This is a genomic window from Paenibacillus sp. J31P190, from assembly GCF_059692075.1.
The window spans coordinates 441,924-457,512 of sequence record NZ_JCAUAS010000004.1 but is presented as its reverse complement, the minus strand read 5'-3'; the positions used below and the strand labels follow the sequence as shown (position 1 = coordinate 457,512).

The 15,589-nt window shown below is 46.3% G+C and carries 10 protein-coding genes; all 10 read right to left on the bottom strand.

Features of this window, described 5'->3' with window-relative positions:
* Nucleotides 1–53: 53 nt before the first annotated feature.
* The 10 genes from aceB to AC58U0_RS11505 all read right to left on the bottom strand — a co-directional run bounded on the left by aceB (nucleotide 54) and on the right by AC58U0_RS11505 (nucleotide 15,536).
* Nucleotides 54–1,634 carry a malate synthase A gene (gene aceB / locus AC58U0_RS11550; protein ID WP_497379182.1) on the bottom strand — a complete coding sequence of 527 codons (1,581 nt, stop codon included), beginning with the start codon at nucleotides 1,632–1,634 and terminating at the stop codon, nucleotides 54–56.
* A gap of 49 nt (nucleotides 1,635–1,683) precedes the next feature.
* On the bottom strand, nucleotides 1,684–2,961 hold the full coding sequence (aceA, locus tag AC58U0_RS11545; RefSeq protein WP_497379135.1) for an isocitrate lyase: 1,278 nt from the start codon (nucleotides 2,959–2,961) through the stop codon (nucleotides 1,684–1,686).
* A gap of 34 nt (nucleotides 2,962–2,995) precedes the next feature.
* Nucleotides 2,996–3,163: a hypothetical protein gene (locus AC58U0_RS11540; protein ID WP_156411099.1), complete on the bottom strand. Its 168-nt coding sequence runs from the start codon at nucleotides 3,161–3,163 to the stop codon at nucleotides 2,996–2,998.
* A gap of 187 nt (nucleotides 3,164–3,350) precedes the next feature.
* Nucleotides 3,351–3,548 carry a hypothetical protein gene (locus AC58U0_RS11535; protein WP_497379134.1) on the bottom strand — a complete coding sequence of 66 codons (198 nt, stop codon included), beginning with the start codon at nucleotides 3,546–3,548 and terminating at the stop codon, nucleotides 3,351–3,353.
* An 860-nt stretch (nucleotides 3,549–4,408) separates the two neighbouring features.
* Nucleotides 4,409–8,380: an endo-alpha-N-acetylgalactosaminidase family protein gene (locus AC58U0_RS11530; RefSeq protein ID WP_497379133.1), complete on the bottom strand. Its 3,972-nt coding sequence runs from the start codon at nucleotides 8,378–8,380 to the stop codon at nucleotides 4,409–4,411.
* A 204-nt stretch (nucleotides 8,381–8,584) separates the two neighbouring features.
* Complete coding sequence (locus tag AC58U0_RS11525) at nucleotides 8,585–9,229, bottom strand: HAD family hydrolase (RefSeq protein WP_497379131.1); 645 nt, start codon at nucleotides 9,227–9,229, stop codon at nucleotides 8,585–8,587.
* A gap of 301 nt (nucleotides 9,230–9,530) precedes the next feature.
* Complete coding sequence (locus AC58U0_RS11520; protein ID WP_497379130.1) at nucleotides 9,531–11,999, bottom strand: carbohydrate-binding protein; 2,469 nt, start codon at nucleotides 11,997–11,999, stop codon at nucleotides 9,531–9,533.
* A 209-nt stretch (nucleotides 12,000–12,208) separates the two neighbouring features.
* Nucleotides 12,209–13,735 (bottom strand): extracellular solute-binding protein, encoded by a 1,527-nt coding sequence (locus tag AC58U0_RS11515; protein ID WP_497379129.1) that lies wholly within the window; start codon nucleotides 13,733–13,735, stop codon nucleotides 12,209–12,211.
* A 46-nt stretch (nucleotides 13,736–13,781) separates the two neighbouring features.
* A complete protein-coding gene (locus tag AC58U0_RS11510) occupies nucleotides 13,782–14,660 on the bottom strand; it encodes a carbohydrate ABC transporter permease (RefSeq protein WP_497379128.1) in 879 nt (292 codons plus the stop codon).
* Between the two features lie 18 nt (nucleotides 14,661–14,678).
* A complete protein-coding gene (locus tag AC58U0_RS11505; protein ID WP_497379181.1) occupies nucleotides 14,679–15,536 on the bottom strand; it encodes an ABC transporter permease in 858 nt (285 codons plus the stop codon).
* Nucleotides 15,537–15,589 lie beyond the last annotated feature (53 nt).

Here is a 15,589-nt window from a genome sequence, read left to right as displayed (position 1 = left end):
TCAAATAAAAAAAGACAGAAGCCTCATGAAGGCCCTGTCTCAAATTACTCCAATTACAAATATCGATACCCTTGTTCGGTTAAAAAAGCTTCAAATTCAGGTGAAACCGTCATCTGGGTAAAAAGAACATTCGCTTGGTCAAACTTCCTTTGCTGGAACATCTCTTCCCCAAGCTTTTCTTTCATCTTTGCCATCTCTTCAAACTGAATCTGTTGAAATAGTTCTGCCGTTACTTTACGCCCGTCATCCAAAATTCCTAGTGGATGGTGGATCCACTGCCAAAGCTGCGCACGAGATATTTCCGCAGTGGCCACGTCTTCCATCAAGTTGTTGATCGGTACAGCACCGAAACCGCGCAGCCAAGCTTCCAAATACTGAATGCCGACGCTGACGTTCGTCCGAATCCCCTTCTCTGTTATCGGCCCTTGCGGCACTTCAAGCAATTGTTCAGCGGTAATTTTGGTACCAGAAAGCTGCTTGTCGATTTGATTGGCTGAAGGCATATGCTCATCGAATATCGCTTTGGCGATAGGGACTAATCCAGGATGAGCCACCCATGTGCCATCGTGACCATTTCTCACCTCGCGCAGCTTATCTGCTCTTACTTTCGCCATTGCTTCTTCGTTTGCCTCCGGATCATTCTTCACCGGAATTTGTGCGGCCATACCCCCGATGCAAGGCGCATTCCGCTTATGACAAGTCTGGATGGCGAGCAGCGAATAAGCTTTCATAAACGGCGATTCCATCGTAACGAGCGCTCGATCGGGCACGATGACGTGCGGCTGCTTCTGCAGCTTTTTAATATAACTAAAGATATAGTCCCACCGTCCGCAGTTCAGGCCTGCACTGTGCTCGCGAAGTTCATACAAGATTTCGTCCATTTCAAAGGCAGCGACGATGGTCTCGATGAGCACCGTAGCCTTGATCGTACCTTGCGGAATGCCCAGCTCCTGCTGAGCAAATAGGAACACTTCATTCCAAAGACGCGCCTCGATATGGCTCTCAAGCTTAGGCAAGTAAAAATAGGGTCCGCTTCCTTGCTCAATAAGTGCCATTGCATTATGGAAAAAGAATAGGCCAAAATCAAATAACGAACCGGATACAGGATGCCCATCAACCTGCATATGTTTCTCTTCCAAGTGCCAACCGCGTGGACGAACTTTGAGCACTGCCGTCTGAGATTGAAGGTTGTAGCTTTTCCCTTCCGGGCTGGTGAAAGCGATCATTCGACGAACAGCATCGTACAAATTCACTTGACCGTCGATCGTATTGTTCCACGTTGGCGAGTTAGCGTCCTCGAAGTCTGCCATATAGACGAAAGCACCAGAATTGAACGCGTTAATGACCATTTTACGGTCGCCAGCTGGACCTGTTATCTCGACGCGACGATCTTGCAAATCATCAGGGATCGGCGCAATAGTCCAATCGCTGCTGCGTATCCTTGCTGTTACCGTTAAAAAGTCCGGCAGCTCGCCTGCATCAATACGGCTCTGCCTCAGGTTGCGCTGCTGCAATAGCTCAAGGCGTTTTGCTCCAAATGTGCGCTCAAGCAGCGCCACGAATGCTAGTGCTTCTGGGGTGAGAATCTTCTGCCCCTCCGTAGAAGTCGGTTCGATTTCAATTCCCCTTAGCATGGTTTGATCGATCAATATCCTCATCTCCTTAAGCCTTCTGGCATTGCTATTAATGGGCAAATTGCTCCTCTTCTGTGGAGCCAGAAAGTGCAGTTGTGGAAGAAGTACCGCTGGTAATGACTTGAGAAACTTCATCAAAATAGCCCGTTCCTACTTCGCGCTGATGGCGTGTCGCTTCATAACCGCGAGATTCACTAGCGAATTCCGTTTGTTGGAACTGAGAGTAAGCAGCCATGCCACGATCTCTATAATCGTGAGCGAGTTCAAACATACTGTGATTCAGCGCATGGAAGCCTGCCAAGGTTACGAATTGGAACTTATAACCCAGCTTACCTAGCTCTTGTTGAAATTTCGCTATCGTAGGTCCATCTAATTTTTTGTTCCAGTTAAATGAGGGAGAGCAATTATATGCGAGCAGTTTGCCTGGGAATTTCTCATGAATCGCTTCGGCAAAACGTCTTGCTTCCTCTAGATTTGGCTCCGAGGTTTCACACCAGACCATATCCGCATAAGGCGCATAAGCCAGTCCGCGTGAGATCGCTTGATCCAAGCCTGCATGTACATAAAAGAATCCTTCGGGTGAACGTTCACCAGTTAGAAACGGCCGATCATTCTCGTCAATGTCGCACGTCAGGAGACTTGCTGCATTCGCATCCGTTCTCGCGATTAGCACCGTCTCCACGCCCATCACATCGGCTGCCAGCCTTGCTGCGATCAAATTTTTCACGGCTTGCTGCGTTGGCAGCAGCACCTTGCCGCCCAAATGGCCGCATTTCTTTTCGGAGGAGAGCTGATCCTCGAAATGGACAGCAGCCGCTCCAGCCTCAATCATGCCCTTCATCAGTTCGAACACGTTGAGTGGTCCTCCGAAGCCAGCTTCCGCGTCTGCCACAATGGGGAGATAGAAGTCGATGCTTCCCTTGCCTTCCGCATGCTGGATCTGATCGGCGCGCTGCAGCGCCTGATTAATTCTTTTCACAACGCTAGGTACGCTGTTAGCTGGGTAAAGACTTTGATCGGGATACATATGACCGGATAAGTTCGCATCGGCGGCAACTTGCCAACCGCTTAAATAAATGGCTTTAAGTCCTGCTTTTGCTTGCTGCACAGCTTGATTTCCCGTTAGAGCGCCAAGTGCAGGTACAAAGTCATCTTCGTTAACCCGCTCCCAGAATTTACGAGCTCCTTGCTCTGCTAGTGTCTGCTTAATCATTACAGAGCCACGAAGGCGAAGCACATCCTCAACCGAATAGGGTCGAGACACCCCTTCGAATCGCTTGGAATTCCAGCTTGCTTGCAGTTGTTCACGTTGAATTTGTTTGCTCATGATCCTAATGCACTCCTTTATGGGTTTTATTTTTTTAAAAGGATACGTCTAGAAATCCGCTGCCGCCGCAAATCGGGCAAGTGTTGGGCCAGAGTACACGATCCTGACCAAAATGGATCGACGACCCCTCTTTGTGAAAGTGCTCATCTGTGCTTCTCATTTCCTCTAAATCTCCATTACCTTGGCATGTTGGACAATCCATTGTTGTTTCCTCCTTCATTGTATTAATACAGAATTAATTTTGTTATATAATATATAACACATCACAAAACAATGTTCAATATTGTTTTATAAAATTTATTATTTTTGTGAATATACTATAACAATAGAAAGCCTACCGAGAACTCGGTAGGCTTTCATTTTATTATTTAAGTTGCGCAGTCGGTCAATTATCCCACTTCCACATCATTATCAAAGGCATAGTACAGTGTCAAAGACAATGGAGACAATGGATACAGAGCCGTTTCACCGCATTCATCGTGTTCCGTACAAACTTCTCGTTTTGCAACAGACCGCTGAAAATCATAGGTGCGAAGGTTTGTGAATTTCCTTCTTTCAAACTCCATCGACGATGCCAAACTACTCATACCCATCTCTCCCTTCAACATATGAACCATTGTACCAATACAGATTGTGTTTATATGTTATATTGTATAACTAAATAAAACATTTATGCAATAACAATTTCGAAATAATTTTATTGTTATATAACAAATTTCACAACTATCCCAAAAGCCATTTTTGAATATTATGACTCTCTCCCCTTTATGGTACTTGCATGGTGACCAGAACTCCCGAAGAGGAACATCAGTTCGCTATTTGGACGAAATACACCCGAAATCATGAGGAAGAGGAACGACGATACGTTAGTTCGCCGTTTTTGGCTTCAAGATCGTCCCCTATGATCAAATAGCGCACTCACGTTCCTCTCATTCGATTTCAAACACAGATTTCCCAAAATGGCGAATCGACGTTCCGCTAACTAGAGGTTGGTGAGACTTTCCCTTGCAAACGACAGAATGCAAAAAAATGAGAAGGCAAGAATAATCTTGCCCCTCATTCGTTACTTGTTATAACAACCGGAAAATCCTCTCCGGACAAAATTTCGCCTGGTTGAACACGAACATGCTTATTCATGGGATGGTTGCCTACAGGCTCATAACGAGTATGTCCCGATATATAATGGACCGCGATTGCACGCCGTGTATAATTTTTAGCAATATCTCGTCGACAAGCGTTATAACATCAATCATGATGGAGGAGAGCTCCGCGCTTTCTAACTCTGTCTTAGCCATTTGCGGGAGTTTATGATTGCGAGATTATTAGGATTTCGCAAAATTAAATCCGTATATCTCGGATATCCACCTTCGCCCGAACTTAGGCTTATCGCCAAATATAGCCCCAAGAACCACTCAGAGAAAGAGGTTCTTGGGGCTATATGGTTTGACTAATTATCCGAATATGTCACATCGTCGAATAACATGTTGCCCGCATTCCAACTGCGGAATCCGATTTGTCCAGCAGCGGTAGGGATGTTGTTTAAAGTGCCCGTATACACTTGGGTGCCATCTACCCATACGGTCACAGTTGACCCTGTGAATTGTACTTTTATGGTGTACGTAGTTCCGCTAGCAAGCGTCGGTCCCGTGAAGGTGCCATATTGGCCTGCTCCGTTATTCCATGCCCAGGTCGTACCTAGATCATAGCCAATTGCTGCCCAAGTGCCCGTTCCTGTATAACGGAATACGGCCTGAAAGCGCCCGTTCGCATTCTGCGGAGTGACCTTAAACGTATATACGCCGTCCGCTTTCGCCGGTGAATGACTGTCTACGACAACCGTACTGCTGTTATTCGCGTTAATTTGAAGACCACCCGACAAAGCTCCCACGGTTCCTGTGCCAATAACACGATTCCAGCCTGTAATGCCGCTGTTAAAATCCTGCGTATACGCCGCAGCTGCCTTATATACGTTGATTTCTGCCGCAGAAGCCCAGCCGCCTGTGCCGGCAGTCGCTTCCAAACGAACATACGTCGCTGTCGTTGCGGTGAACGCAGCGCTTTTCTCCGAAGCATCATTCGCCCATGTGCCCGTTGCCACTTGGTTAAATGTGGTTCCATTTGTACTCGTATATACTTTAAATCCTGTTATGTTACCGTTCGAATTGCCATCTTGTCGAGGCATGACCTTCAATTGATTGACATTGTAGCTGCCGCCCAAATTCAGCGTTATCGACTGCGGTAGCGGATTCGATAAATCCCATTTCGTATGCCAAAACGTGGATAAGTTGCCATCCAACACATTCGCTGCCCCATTGCTCGCATTTACCGTCTCTTGGCTTGTTGCGGCAGCCGTCATCTGAGACTGCGGAATTAATGCAGGATCCACAGGTACGGTACCGCCTATAGTTACTTTCAAGTCGTCCATGATGAAATCCGTATTGTTTCCTGTCACTTTTTGAATACCGATCCAGCTGTTGCCGGAGGAACCCGCCGTAAATACTTTGGTGAAAGTCGTCGGTGTCGTCACCGTACCTAAGCTCGTTGTAGATACGACGGATGTCCCGTCACCTACGACGAAAGCATAGTCACCAGATGCTTGATTCTCATAGCTGAATGTGACCGTATACGTCGTTCCCGGAGCGAAACGCAGTGTTTGCGGTATCGTCTGGTACAGAAGACCCGAAGCTTCCTTATGGGCCATGAGCGACCAAGTGCCGTTCAGCACATCGTCGATCGTTTTACCGTTCCATCCTTTTTGCGAAAAAGGGGCATGCAGCTTCATCAGATGCGTACGCGGATCGTTCGTGCCGCCCGCAGGCCCTTTCACGAATGGGTACCAGCCGTCAGGCACATTTTCGAAGTCCTGCACGAAGTAATCGTTATTCGGGTTCGGTGTTATGACTGTCTTCTCCAGGCGAACATCATCAAAGGTCACTGTAGAAGTTCCAGCATCCGTTTTCAAATAAAGCGTTGCCGTCGTAGAGCCGGCAGGTACATCGAACCACACGTACATGCGCTGCATCATCGTGTCTCGTTTAGAATCCGCTTGGATGTAATTCTTCCACAGCGAGCTATCAGCGTACGTGTTTACATCGGGACCGCCATAGTTGTTGACGCCGAGGTAGGCTTTGCGACTGCCGCCCGTTGACACATAGACAGAAGCGTAATACGTACCTTGCGTAAGCCCTGTCAGCGTCTGACTGATCGTAGTCGCTCCTGTGCTGCTACCGATTTGCAGCTCATATTGGCCGTTGGTGTTACGCTGCACCGAAGTTCCGCTGCCAGCAACCGTCCAAGCGCTTAAATTACCATTGTTGAAACTCGGATCTGTGATGCTCGCACCTTCGCCATAATTTACTGCTGCATTCGCAGGCGCTGAGCCTTTGTAAATCACATAAGCTTTATTCGCACTTGCAGGAATCGTGATCTGATTGCTTGTTACAGCTAGGTCGCTGACATATGTTCTTCCCTGATCCGAAAGCTGATATAGCTTCACCGTGCTCAGGCCTGCCCAACTGACAGGAAGCGTCCATGTTGTGCTGCCTGCTGCGGAATTCCAGTGGTACAATTTATCCTCCGTTGATGGGTTCCAAGGCAAGAGATAGGCGCCGCCGTTCAAAATGGTGCGTCCGTCTTTGGTGATCACCCGTATACCGCTGACATTGTTCACTGCCACATTATTTTCCAAGTTAATCGAGTTAGCTGCCCATTTCATAATTTTGAAATGCTGCAAATACTTCGTCGGCAAGTCTGTCCCGAACGTCATATTGATCATCGAGTCAAAGTTCGTTTTACCTTGCCAGCCTTCGTAAGCAGAAATCTCAGTTCCACCGAGCAGTGGATCGCGTGCGATCCAAGTATCCTTCTGATGGTTACGGAGAAAACGTGCAATCTGACTGTTAAAACCCTTTATATCCAAACCACCATAGTTATAATCAACTGCCCAATGGTTCCAGATGCTGTTGTACTCGTGGTCAGAAGGGAACTCCGTAGCTAAAGGCCAACCGAGAGAGTTCACTTCTCTCGCCGCCTGACGGCTATCCCAGCCATTGGTTTGCCAGACATCAATGTAAATGTAGCCCAGATTCGGTACCTGATTTTTCAGCTGCTGCAATCGTGCAAGCCGACTGCCGGAGGCGGAGTCATACCGTTTATTGATATAGTACGAAGCATCCAGCCAATCCCAGCCGGGCAAGTTTTTGTCCACTAGCGTCTCATTGAACGCCTGCGCTTCCGGATAAGATTCAGTTCCATTGATATGAACACCGAAGAAAGCATTATATGTGCTTCCGGCATTCACAAGCGTGTTCATATCGGTCGCCCCTCCTTGGCGCTGGCCGATGTCACCATAGTCCGGATGCCCGGAATCATGCCCTTCGGAGCCGTATCCTTTGAGCAGCACCATCTGTCCAAGTCCGTCAGTTGCATTGTACACTTTCTTCGTTTCATCCAACGTCTTCGTAAATGGATTCGTCGCCTGGCTGGCGAAGTTCATCGGAATGCGCTGAACAACGAGATCCGGCACTTTATCTGCGCCGATCGGATTATTCATAATGCTGCGATAGGCAATCGCGCCATCCTGCCAATCCACGCTGCCGTCATTGTTCGCGTCGCTAGTTATGACAACCTTCGCGCTTGGCAGTGGGTCTGCCGCAGTTATGCCATTTGCGCGATAAATCCATGCACCGCTCCACAGCCCTGTACGGGAGTAGCCCGTCTTAGCTACGGTCTGTTCTTTTACCCGTCCGTCGTTGTCCGAGCTCTCATAGACCGAATTCGTCCATATTCCGCCAGCAAGCAGGCTCGTATTCACGAATCCATACATGTAATCGACCGACGCTGCATCTGCAGCTGGATTGCCGGTTACGGACTTGATCGTATCGCCCGTGCCCGAAACGGCGGTGTACATTTTATTCCCGGCAAAAGCAGCCCCCGTTTGAGTGCTTCTCACTGAAAGCAAATTATGATTGCGGATTTCCAGTGTGTTCACTTTCGTTGCGCCATTCTCAGCAATATTCGTAACATCGAAGAGCAGTGTGTTGTTCACAACCTTCATTTGTACCGTAAGAACAACGTTAATAGACGGTATTGTAAGCGTATACAAGACTGTGTCTGATGAAGGAGCTGAGAAAGTAACCGTTGGCGTATAAGCCGTGCCATTGATGTAAACCTGGTTTAACGTATCCTCCGAACCATACATCACAGCTCCATTAGCCAGCCAAGTGTACTGGGTTACCTTCGGAAATGCTGTGTCTACCTCGACACTTAACACGGTTGAGGAAATGGACTGCGTTGCGGCACTGGCCGTACCGTACATCACAGTTGATAATGGTGGCACTGCGGCAGATCCAACTTGAATAGCTAATAGTGCAGACAGTGCCAAACTCATTTTCCACCTCATACTTCCCCTTTTGATCATAAATTCATCCCCCTCCTAGTTTCAACTACTTTCCCATTATATCAATGAGGATAGGAAGAAAATAATGATACATTTTGCTATTTCTTGATGTTTTTTGATAAGGAGGACATTCATGATCACTTATACTCAGTGGAAATGAATAGAGGGATATTGCGCCTAGACATTCCGTCCAGGTCCGCAAACCCCTCCAAATTCCCATTCTATTTACAGTAAATTTTCAACCTTAATCTCACTAATTGCATGGATAATGAAATCCGCTTTCGACAAATCCTGATGGCCCGAGTTCTCATTAACGTAGCCAAAACAAGTCATGCCCGCAGCTTTAGCGGCAGCAACACCATGTTTAGCATCTTCAACAACAACACAATTTTTTGGATCAACACCTAGCAGGGAGGCCGCTTCCAAATAGACATCAGGAGCCGGTTTGCCTTGATTAACTTCCTCACCGCTCACCACGCAATCAAAATAACTGGAAAGCTCGAACTTCTTTAACACTTCCTCAATAAAAACCCTAGGTGACGAAGATGCGATTCCAATTGGAATTTGATTGTTTTTTAGCGATGTAAGCAGCTCTCTAATTCCTTCAATAGGTTCGATTTGAATGCCTTGTAAAAGCGTTATTTTAGAGGAGAGTTGATGCTCGATGATCTCGGCAACCGTCTGCTGGAGCTGATATTCTTCTTTAATGACCTTCCACATCTCAGGGTTCGTCATCCCCACGAATTTCTCCAACTCTACCTGTGTGATCTCCTTCCCGAAATGTTTCATCGTTTGTACGTCTACATCAAAATGGATCGGCTCACTATCAATGATGACGCCGTCCATATCGAAAATGAATGCTTTTAGCATGTGTTGTGTCCCCTTTGTAATTGAAATTCCCCTATTTACATTTTAATTGATTCTTTCGTTATTATCGAGTGTCTTAAAAGCCATATATACAATGAGAGGCTGCTCCTCTGCCATTTACATGGTTTGGAGAATGTGCAACAATTATGTACAACAATTTGGAGCTAATCAGGCCATTTCGTAACAAATGAGCTCAAAATGTTATATCGAATTAGCGATCGTTATCATTGGACATGAAAAGAGATGACTCCCGGCGAATACCGAATACAGGAGCCATCTCTTTTTAGTTAACGATTGTATTACGTTATTTTTTCACTAATTCAAAATCATCGAATGCAACCCAGTTACTCGCGTTTGCGTCACTCCAAATGCCAATCTCAATTGTACCGGTTGTCACTGGAATGTTGTCTATCGTATACTTCGTATACGTCGTGATTGGACTACTTCCAATAACAGCATCGAGTTCGGCAGCACCGTAGTTTTTCGCGAATAGCTGCAGTACATTTTGTCCGCCGCCGGAGCGTACCCATACGCTAGCCGAGTAGAGTCCGTTTGGCACTGAGATCGATTGAGATGTAAGTTGTTTGTAAGCGGTCGAAGCCCAATGGGTTAATTTATAGCTTCCAGTTAGTGGAGTATCCGTGTCTACTTTGTGCGCCAACACTGAGCTGTGCCATTCCGTCCATCCTGTCAGATCTCCTGTTTCAAAGCTCGGGTTCGTTAACAGATTTGGATTTGCAGATTGTCCGCCGAAATCGATCCAATTGAGGTTAAACCCTGATCCACCTGCATAAACGCGCAAGGTTTGTTGTCCAGCGTTTAGGTTAACAGTTGTAGTAACCGTTTGCCAATTCTGCCAGCCCCCCGTATTCGGTACAGATGTTGTATTAAAGACCGCTCCTCCCGACTGCAATTGAATCTGACCGGTTGTGGTCTGACTGGCCACGCGGTATTGTAAAGTATAGGCTCCGGCTGTCGGTACGTTGACATTATAGTCCATCCAATCTCCCGCATCGATCCAACCTACGTCTAGTCCTCCGCCCGTATCTGCTGTGGTTTCCGTTTGTATGCCGTTCATCGCGCTATAGCTTTCGGCTTCGATTTTCGCAGGAATGATCGTGTATTGATTGTCTCTTAAATCCCTCTTTGCTTTTTGGTCCAAATACAAGGATTGCGGCGTCAAATCCAGTCCCGTACCAATACCCTCTACCAAATCCTGCGGCGCGGAGCCATCCGTGGGTGAAACCGTATACTCCACGCCGTTTGCCGCACCTCGCGTTCCCATCACATAGCCTTGACCAAATTGTTTCGATGTCACAATGGACGACTTTCCAGGATAGTACGCAAGACCGTTCGTATTCCAGATGACCGATTGCGTTGTTGTCCAACCATGCTCTACCGTACCGTACGGTCTATACACGGCTTCGAGAAAGTCACCGTTCATCGTCATGTTATCGAATAAGTTGGCCATACTTAAATGCATATGGAAATCCGAGGCTAAACGAGGCGTATTCGATGTGCTGTTGCGAATGACGTTACCGCTCGTCCACATGCTTTTGAAATCGAAGTTGTGCCTTCCGTTAGTTGCCGTCGCATTTTGAATTAAGTTATCCGATCCCTGTATGGCGTACATGTATCCATTTCCGCCCTCACCTTTATACTGCGGCTTCTGAAAATGAGTATTCTGGATGGTGACTGTACGCGATTGACTGATCGTAATACCATAAGATAACAAATGATAATCTGCGGTATTCGAACTAGGTTTGTAGCTGTTGACGTTATCTACCCAGCTATTTTTAGCATTAACAATCGTTATCGCCTTAGAATCATGCACATCATAAGCCCCAGTGCCTGCCACGTTGAAGTCCAAGTCTCCCCAGCCTGTTCCCGTATGCTGCTTCATGCCGATGGACAAATCTTCGATTCCTACCTCAGCAACGGCTTCGCCAATCTTATATACACGAGCATTGTCCCTTGTTTTCACATCATAACGAATAGGAATATCGATAGTAAGCGTGTTGGCAGATGCATTAATACCAGTGATTTTCCGGAAGAACGTCGGTCCCTTCAAGGAGGAGTCCCATTTACCCGTCATACCGTGCTCGGCAATAAAAGCATCCGTAGCATCGGAATGGACGATAACAAAATCGTTTAAGTTATATCCACTGACACTATTCACCGGAATGGTCATCGCCAGAGGATGCACATCGCTTACAAGGGAAGTAGGGGTATTCGTTGGCGTAAACCAATCCGCTGAAGTGACCGGAGAAATACGGATAACTGCTTTACTCCGCATACTCGTAGAATCATTGTAGATGAATGTTGATGATGTTCCTGCACCTCGGAGCACGACACTATCCTTATTAATCCAGAGGGCACTTGTAGCTGTTCCTTGCGGTTTAACACGGTATGTGCCCGCAGGTAAATATACAATGCCTCCACCAGCGGCTCCTGCAGCATCAATGGCATTCTGAATGGCATTCGTGGAATCATTGGCCCCGCTTGAATCTGCCCCATACTGGGTTACGACGTTATAGGTGGCGCCTGGCGGAGTGGACGGGATACTTTTCTCACCTCTCCAATAGCCCGCATAAGAAAAGTCCTGAAAAAACCTGCCTTGTGCATCTTTATACCCAGGGGTCCAATTAGATGGATATAACGAGCTTCTCCAAGGCGTGCCTGCATTTGCCGATTCTACAGGCACAACAAAGGATAGAATTAACGCAAACATGCATACTGTCGCTAACAACTTCCAACCGAGCTTCTTTTTCATCAAATGAACCTCCATCACTAAAATTAGATTTTTATGCCCATTATGTTCGGTTTCTGGCTGTCCTTACACCTGATCACCCCCTTAATAAGTTTCAATGAAATGTAAGCGTTCACTATACATCGCAATAACGAGTCCCCTTCTCTTGCGGGGAATTGTGTTTGGACTGTATTCGATATTTAAGAAGGGGCAGATCTGCCCCTTCAACATCTTTACTTCGCATTCTTCGCATACTGCGCGCTAAATTCCTCGATAACTTTATCGCCGCCTGCTTTGCGCCACTGCTCGATCGCCTGCTTCCATCCCGCTTCATCCAGCTTACCTAATACAAATTTCGTACGGGAATCGTCAATGATCTGTTTTAATTCGCTGCCTTTTGTCGTCTGCGTATTTGAATCAAGCGGGTTTGATGGGTTATTCACGGCAATCGCTTCGTTGTCTCTAATCATTTTCCCGTATTTCTCCATCAACTTTGTTTCTTTACCTGTCGTTTTAGCGGTATATTTCGCTACTTGCAGTTGGAGATAACTGGATCCAACCTCTGTGTCCTGCAGCTTTTGGTCGATGAATACAGGCTTGTTTTCTTCAACTTTATAATGTCTACCCTCGATGCCCCAGCCGAGCAAATCAAGCATTTTCTGATCAGACAGCTTATCATAAAAGCTGAGGATCATCTGGAGCTCAGCTTCCGTTTTCACACTCGATTTGGGAAACATGAATACGCTGTTATAACCTTGACCGCCAAATGTCCTCTCCCCTTTAGGCCCATTAATGCGGCTCACCACATCGATATCTGCTCCAGGGAATGTCTTGGTAAGCGTTGCTTGATAGCCCGCTGCATCAATCATGTTGGAAATCACAACGCCTGCTTTTCCTTGATTGATATCATCTTTTTTCTGTTGGTTGTTCAGCACAGGGAAATCCTGTTTAATGAGCTTCTCGTCATAGAGTTTTCTATAAAATTTCATCGCTTCATAATATTCCGGTGATAGGAAGTCCGGGCTCAGCTTGCCATCCTTCACTTCCCAGCCATTCGGAGCACCCATGTAGGATGCCACCGTATTAAAACCATCCATCACTTTCTCTTCCGTCAGGCCAACGGTATCCTGCTTTCCGTTCTTATCTGGATCGTTCAATGTAAAGGCTTTCAAAACGTTGTAAAGCTCATCCATTGTTTTCGGTTCACTTAAACCGACGTTTTTCAACCAGTCACTTCGAAAAATAATCCCAGAGGTCGATAAATCACGGGCACGGTATAGTCCGTAAATTTTACCATCCACCTTAATATTGTCGAATACCGACTTATTCATTTTGGATAAATTGGGGTACGCGCTTAAATACGGGCCAACTTCCCAGAACATGCCCGAACGAATGGCACTCAAAATATTGGAGTCCTTATTATTTTGCACGAGCATGGCCTTCGGCAGTTCGCCTGAACCGATCGTCACATTGACTTTGTCCTTATAGGAGGAGTTTGGCACCCAAGAGATATCGAGCTTGGTGTTCGTATATTCTTCGATCTTCTTTTGCACATCACTGTCTGCCTTCGGCGGTTCAGCATACATTAACGTCATAATGCTCAATTTCAAAGGTTCCTTTTTTACCGCTGCGGTATTCGAAGCAGTTCCTTCTGCTGTCGGGCTCGAATTGCTCCCGCAACCCGTGAGCAATGCCGTTGCTCCTACGATAACACTTATAGCTGTAATTCCTGATCTTCTTATTTTCAATTGGCGTTTCATTGTTTTAATGCCTCCCTGATTTAATTTTTCTGATTTGCTAACCCTTTCAACCTTTTACAGAGCCTAACATAACCCCTTTGGCGAAATGCTTCTGCAGAAAAGGGTACACGATCAATATCGGAACGGTTGAGATGACGATAACGGCCATCTTGATGATTTGCGACGGTGGAGCGATATAGTTCTGATCGAACTGCGTGGAATCGCCGATCCCTCCCTGAGATAAGATCACGATTTGCCTCAACCAAACTTGGATCGGCCACATTTTAGCATCGTTGATGTATAAGATTGCACTGAAAAATGTATTCCAATGTCCAACGGCGTAAAAAAGTGCAAACGTTGCCAGTACCGGTGCCGATAACGGGAGTACGATACGGAAGAGCAGTCCCAGATCGCTGCAGCCATCGATCTTCGCGGCCTCTTCAAGCCCTTCCGGTAACTGCCGAAAAAAGCTCACCACCACGATCAGATTAAAAGCGCTAATGGCGTTCGGTATGAGCAGCGCCCAATAGCTATTAAGCAATCCGAGCGATTTCACAACGAGAAAAGTGGGTAAAATGCCGCCGTTAAACAGCATCGTAAATACAATTAGCATTATAAATAACTTCCTACCGTCAAAGTCCTGCCTCGATAATGGATATGCCAATAGCGATGTGAACAACAAGTTGATAAATGTCCCCACCAATGTAATTCCTACTGTAACGAGCAAACTCCTTATCATGATGCTAGTGGAAAATATGTACTTGTACCCCTCGAGCGAGAATGAGGTTGGGAATAGAATAAAGCCGCGACGGAGCACCTCCTCCGGTTCCGCAAAGGAAACAGACACAATATAGATAAAGGGGATAATGGTTACCAAAGCAACCAAAATTAAAAATGTATAGTTGAACCCGTCAAAAATACGGCTGCCAATGCTTTTGTTGATCATCAAGTACCGTTCCTTTCTTTAATATAGACCGCTTTCGCCGAATTTTTTGGCCAACCGGTTCGCACCCATAACAAGCAGCAGTCCGATCATCGATTTGAACAAACCAACTGCTGTACTATAACTGAATTGGCCCTGCTGAATACCCACATTGTAGACATAAGTATCGAATACTTCGCCGACATCACGGTTCATGGCGTTTAGCATAAGAAAGATCTGTTCAAATCCGGTATCTAGGAAAGAACCCAGTCTTAATATAAACAGGATGACGATGACACTTCGTATTGCTGGAAGCGTGATGTCCCACACCTGCCGAAAGCGACCCGCACCATCGATAGTAGCAGCTTCATACAATTGCTGATCGACCCCGGCCAATGCCGCCAGAAAGATAATCGTCCCCCAACCGGTTTCTTTCCAAACGACCTGCGAAACGATCATCGTGCGAAACCATTCGCTTGATATGAGAAATTCAACTTTGGGAAAACCCAACGCTGCAATCATATCGTTGACAATTCCACCTTCCGTCGTAAAGAAAATGTAAGAAATCCCCACGACAACGACCCAAGATACAAAATGCGGAATATACACAATGGTTTGAATAGTGCGCTTAAATACTTCTTTCCTGACTTCATTTAACAATAAAGCCATGACAATCGGCAGTGGGAAAAAGAAAACTAGATTGTAAAAAGCCAAGACGAGCGTGTTCTTGAACAGCATTAAAAATGAGCTATCAAAGAAAAAGCGTTCGAAATGCTGAAAACCTACCCACTTGCTATGCAGCATACCCAACGTAGGCTGGTAGTTCTGAAAGGCGATTAGCAGCCCCCACATCGGCAAGTATTTAAACACAATAAAGTAGAGCATGCCTGGAATTGCCATCAGATATAGCCACCTGTTTTTAATCAGTCTCGCTAATAACCTGTGGCGGACAT

Bases quoted from the DNA above. Each gene is read 5' to 3' on its own strand.
- aceA (WP_497379135.1), bottom strand. From the start codon at position 2,961: ATGAGCAAACAAATTCAACGTGAACAACTGCAAGCAAGCTGGAATTCC.
- AC58U0_RS11510 (WP_497379128.1), bottom strand. From the start codon at position 14,660: ATGATCAACAAAAGCATTGGCAGCCGTATTTTTGACGGGTTCAACTAT.
- AC58U0_RS11515 (WP_497379129.1), bottom strand. From the start codon at position 13,735: ATGAAACGCCAATTGAAAATAAGAAGATCAGGAATTACAGCTATAAGT.
- AC58U0_RS11525 (WP_497379131.1), bottom strand. From the start codon at position 9,229: ATGCTAAAAGCATTCATTTTCGATATGGACGGCGTCATCATTGATAGT.
- AC58U0_RS11530 (WP_497379133.1), bottom strand. From the start codon at position 8,380: ATGATCAAAAGGGGAAGTATGAGGTGGAAAATGAGTTTGGCACTGTCT.
- AC58U0_RS11540 (WP_156411099.1), bottom strand. From the start codon at position 3,163: ATGGATTGTCCAACATGCCAAGGTAATGGAGATTTAGAGGAAATGAGA.
- aceB (WP_497379182.1), bottom strand. From the start codon at position 1,634: ATGCTAAGGGGAATTGAAATCGAACCGACTTCTACGGAGGGGCAGAAG.
- AC58U0_RS11535 (WP_497379134.1), bottom strand. From the start codon at position 3,548: ATGAGTAGTTTGGCATCGTCGATGGAGTTTGAAAGAAGGAAATTCACA.
- AC58U0_RS11520 (WP_497379130.1), bottom strand. From the start codon at position 11,999: ATGAAAAAGAAGCTCGGTTGGAAGTTGTTAGCGACAGTATGCATGTTT.
- AC58U0_RS11505 (WP_497379181.1), bottom strand. From the start codon at position 15,536: ATGGCAATTCCAGGCATGCTCTACTTTATTGTGTTTAAATACTTGCCG.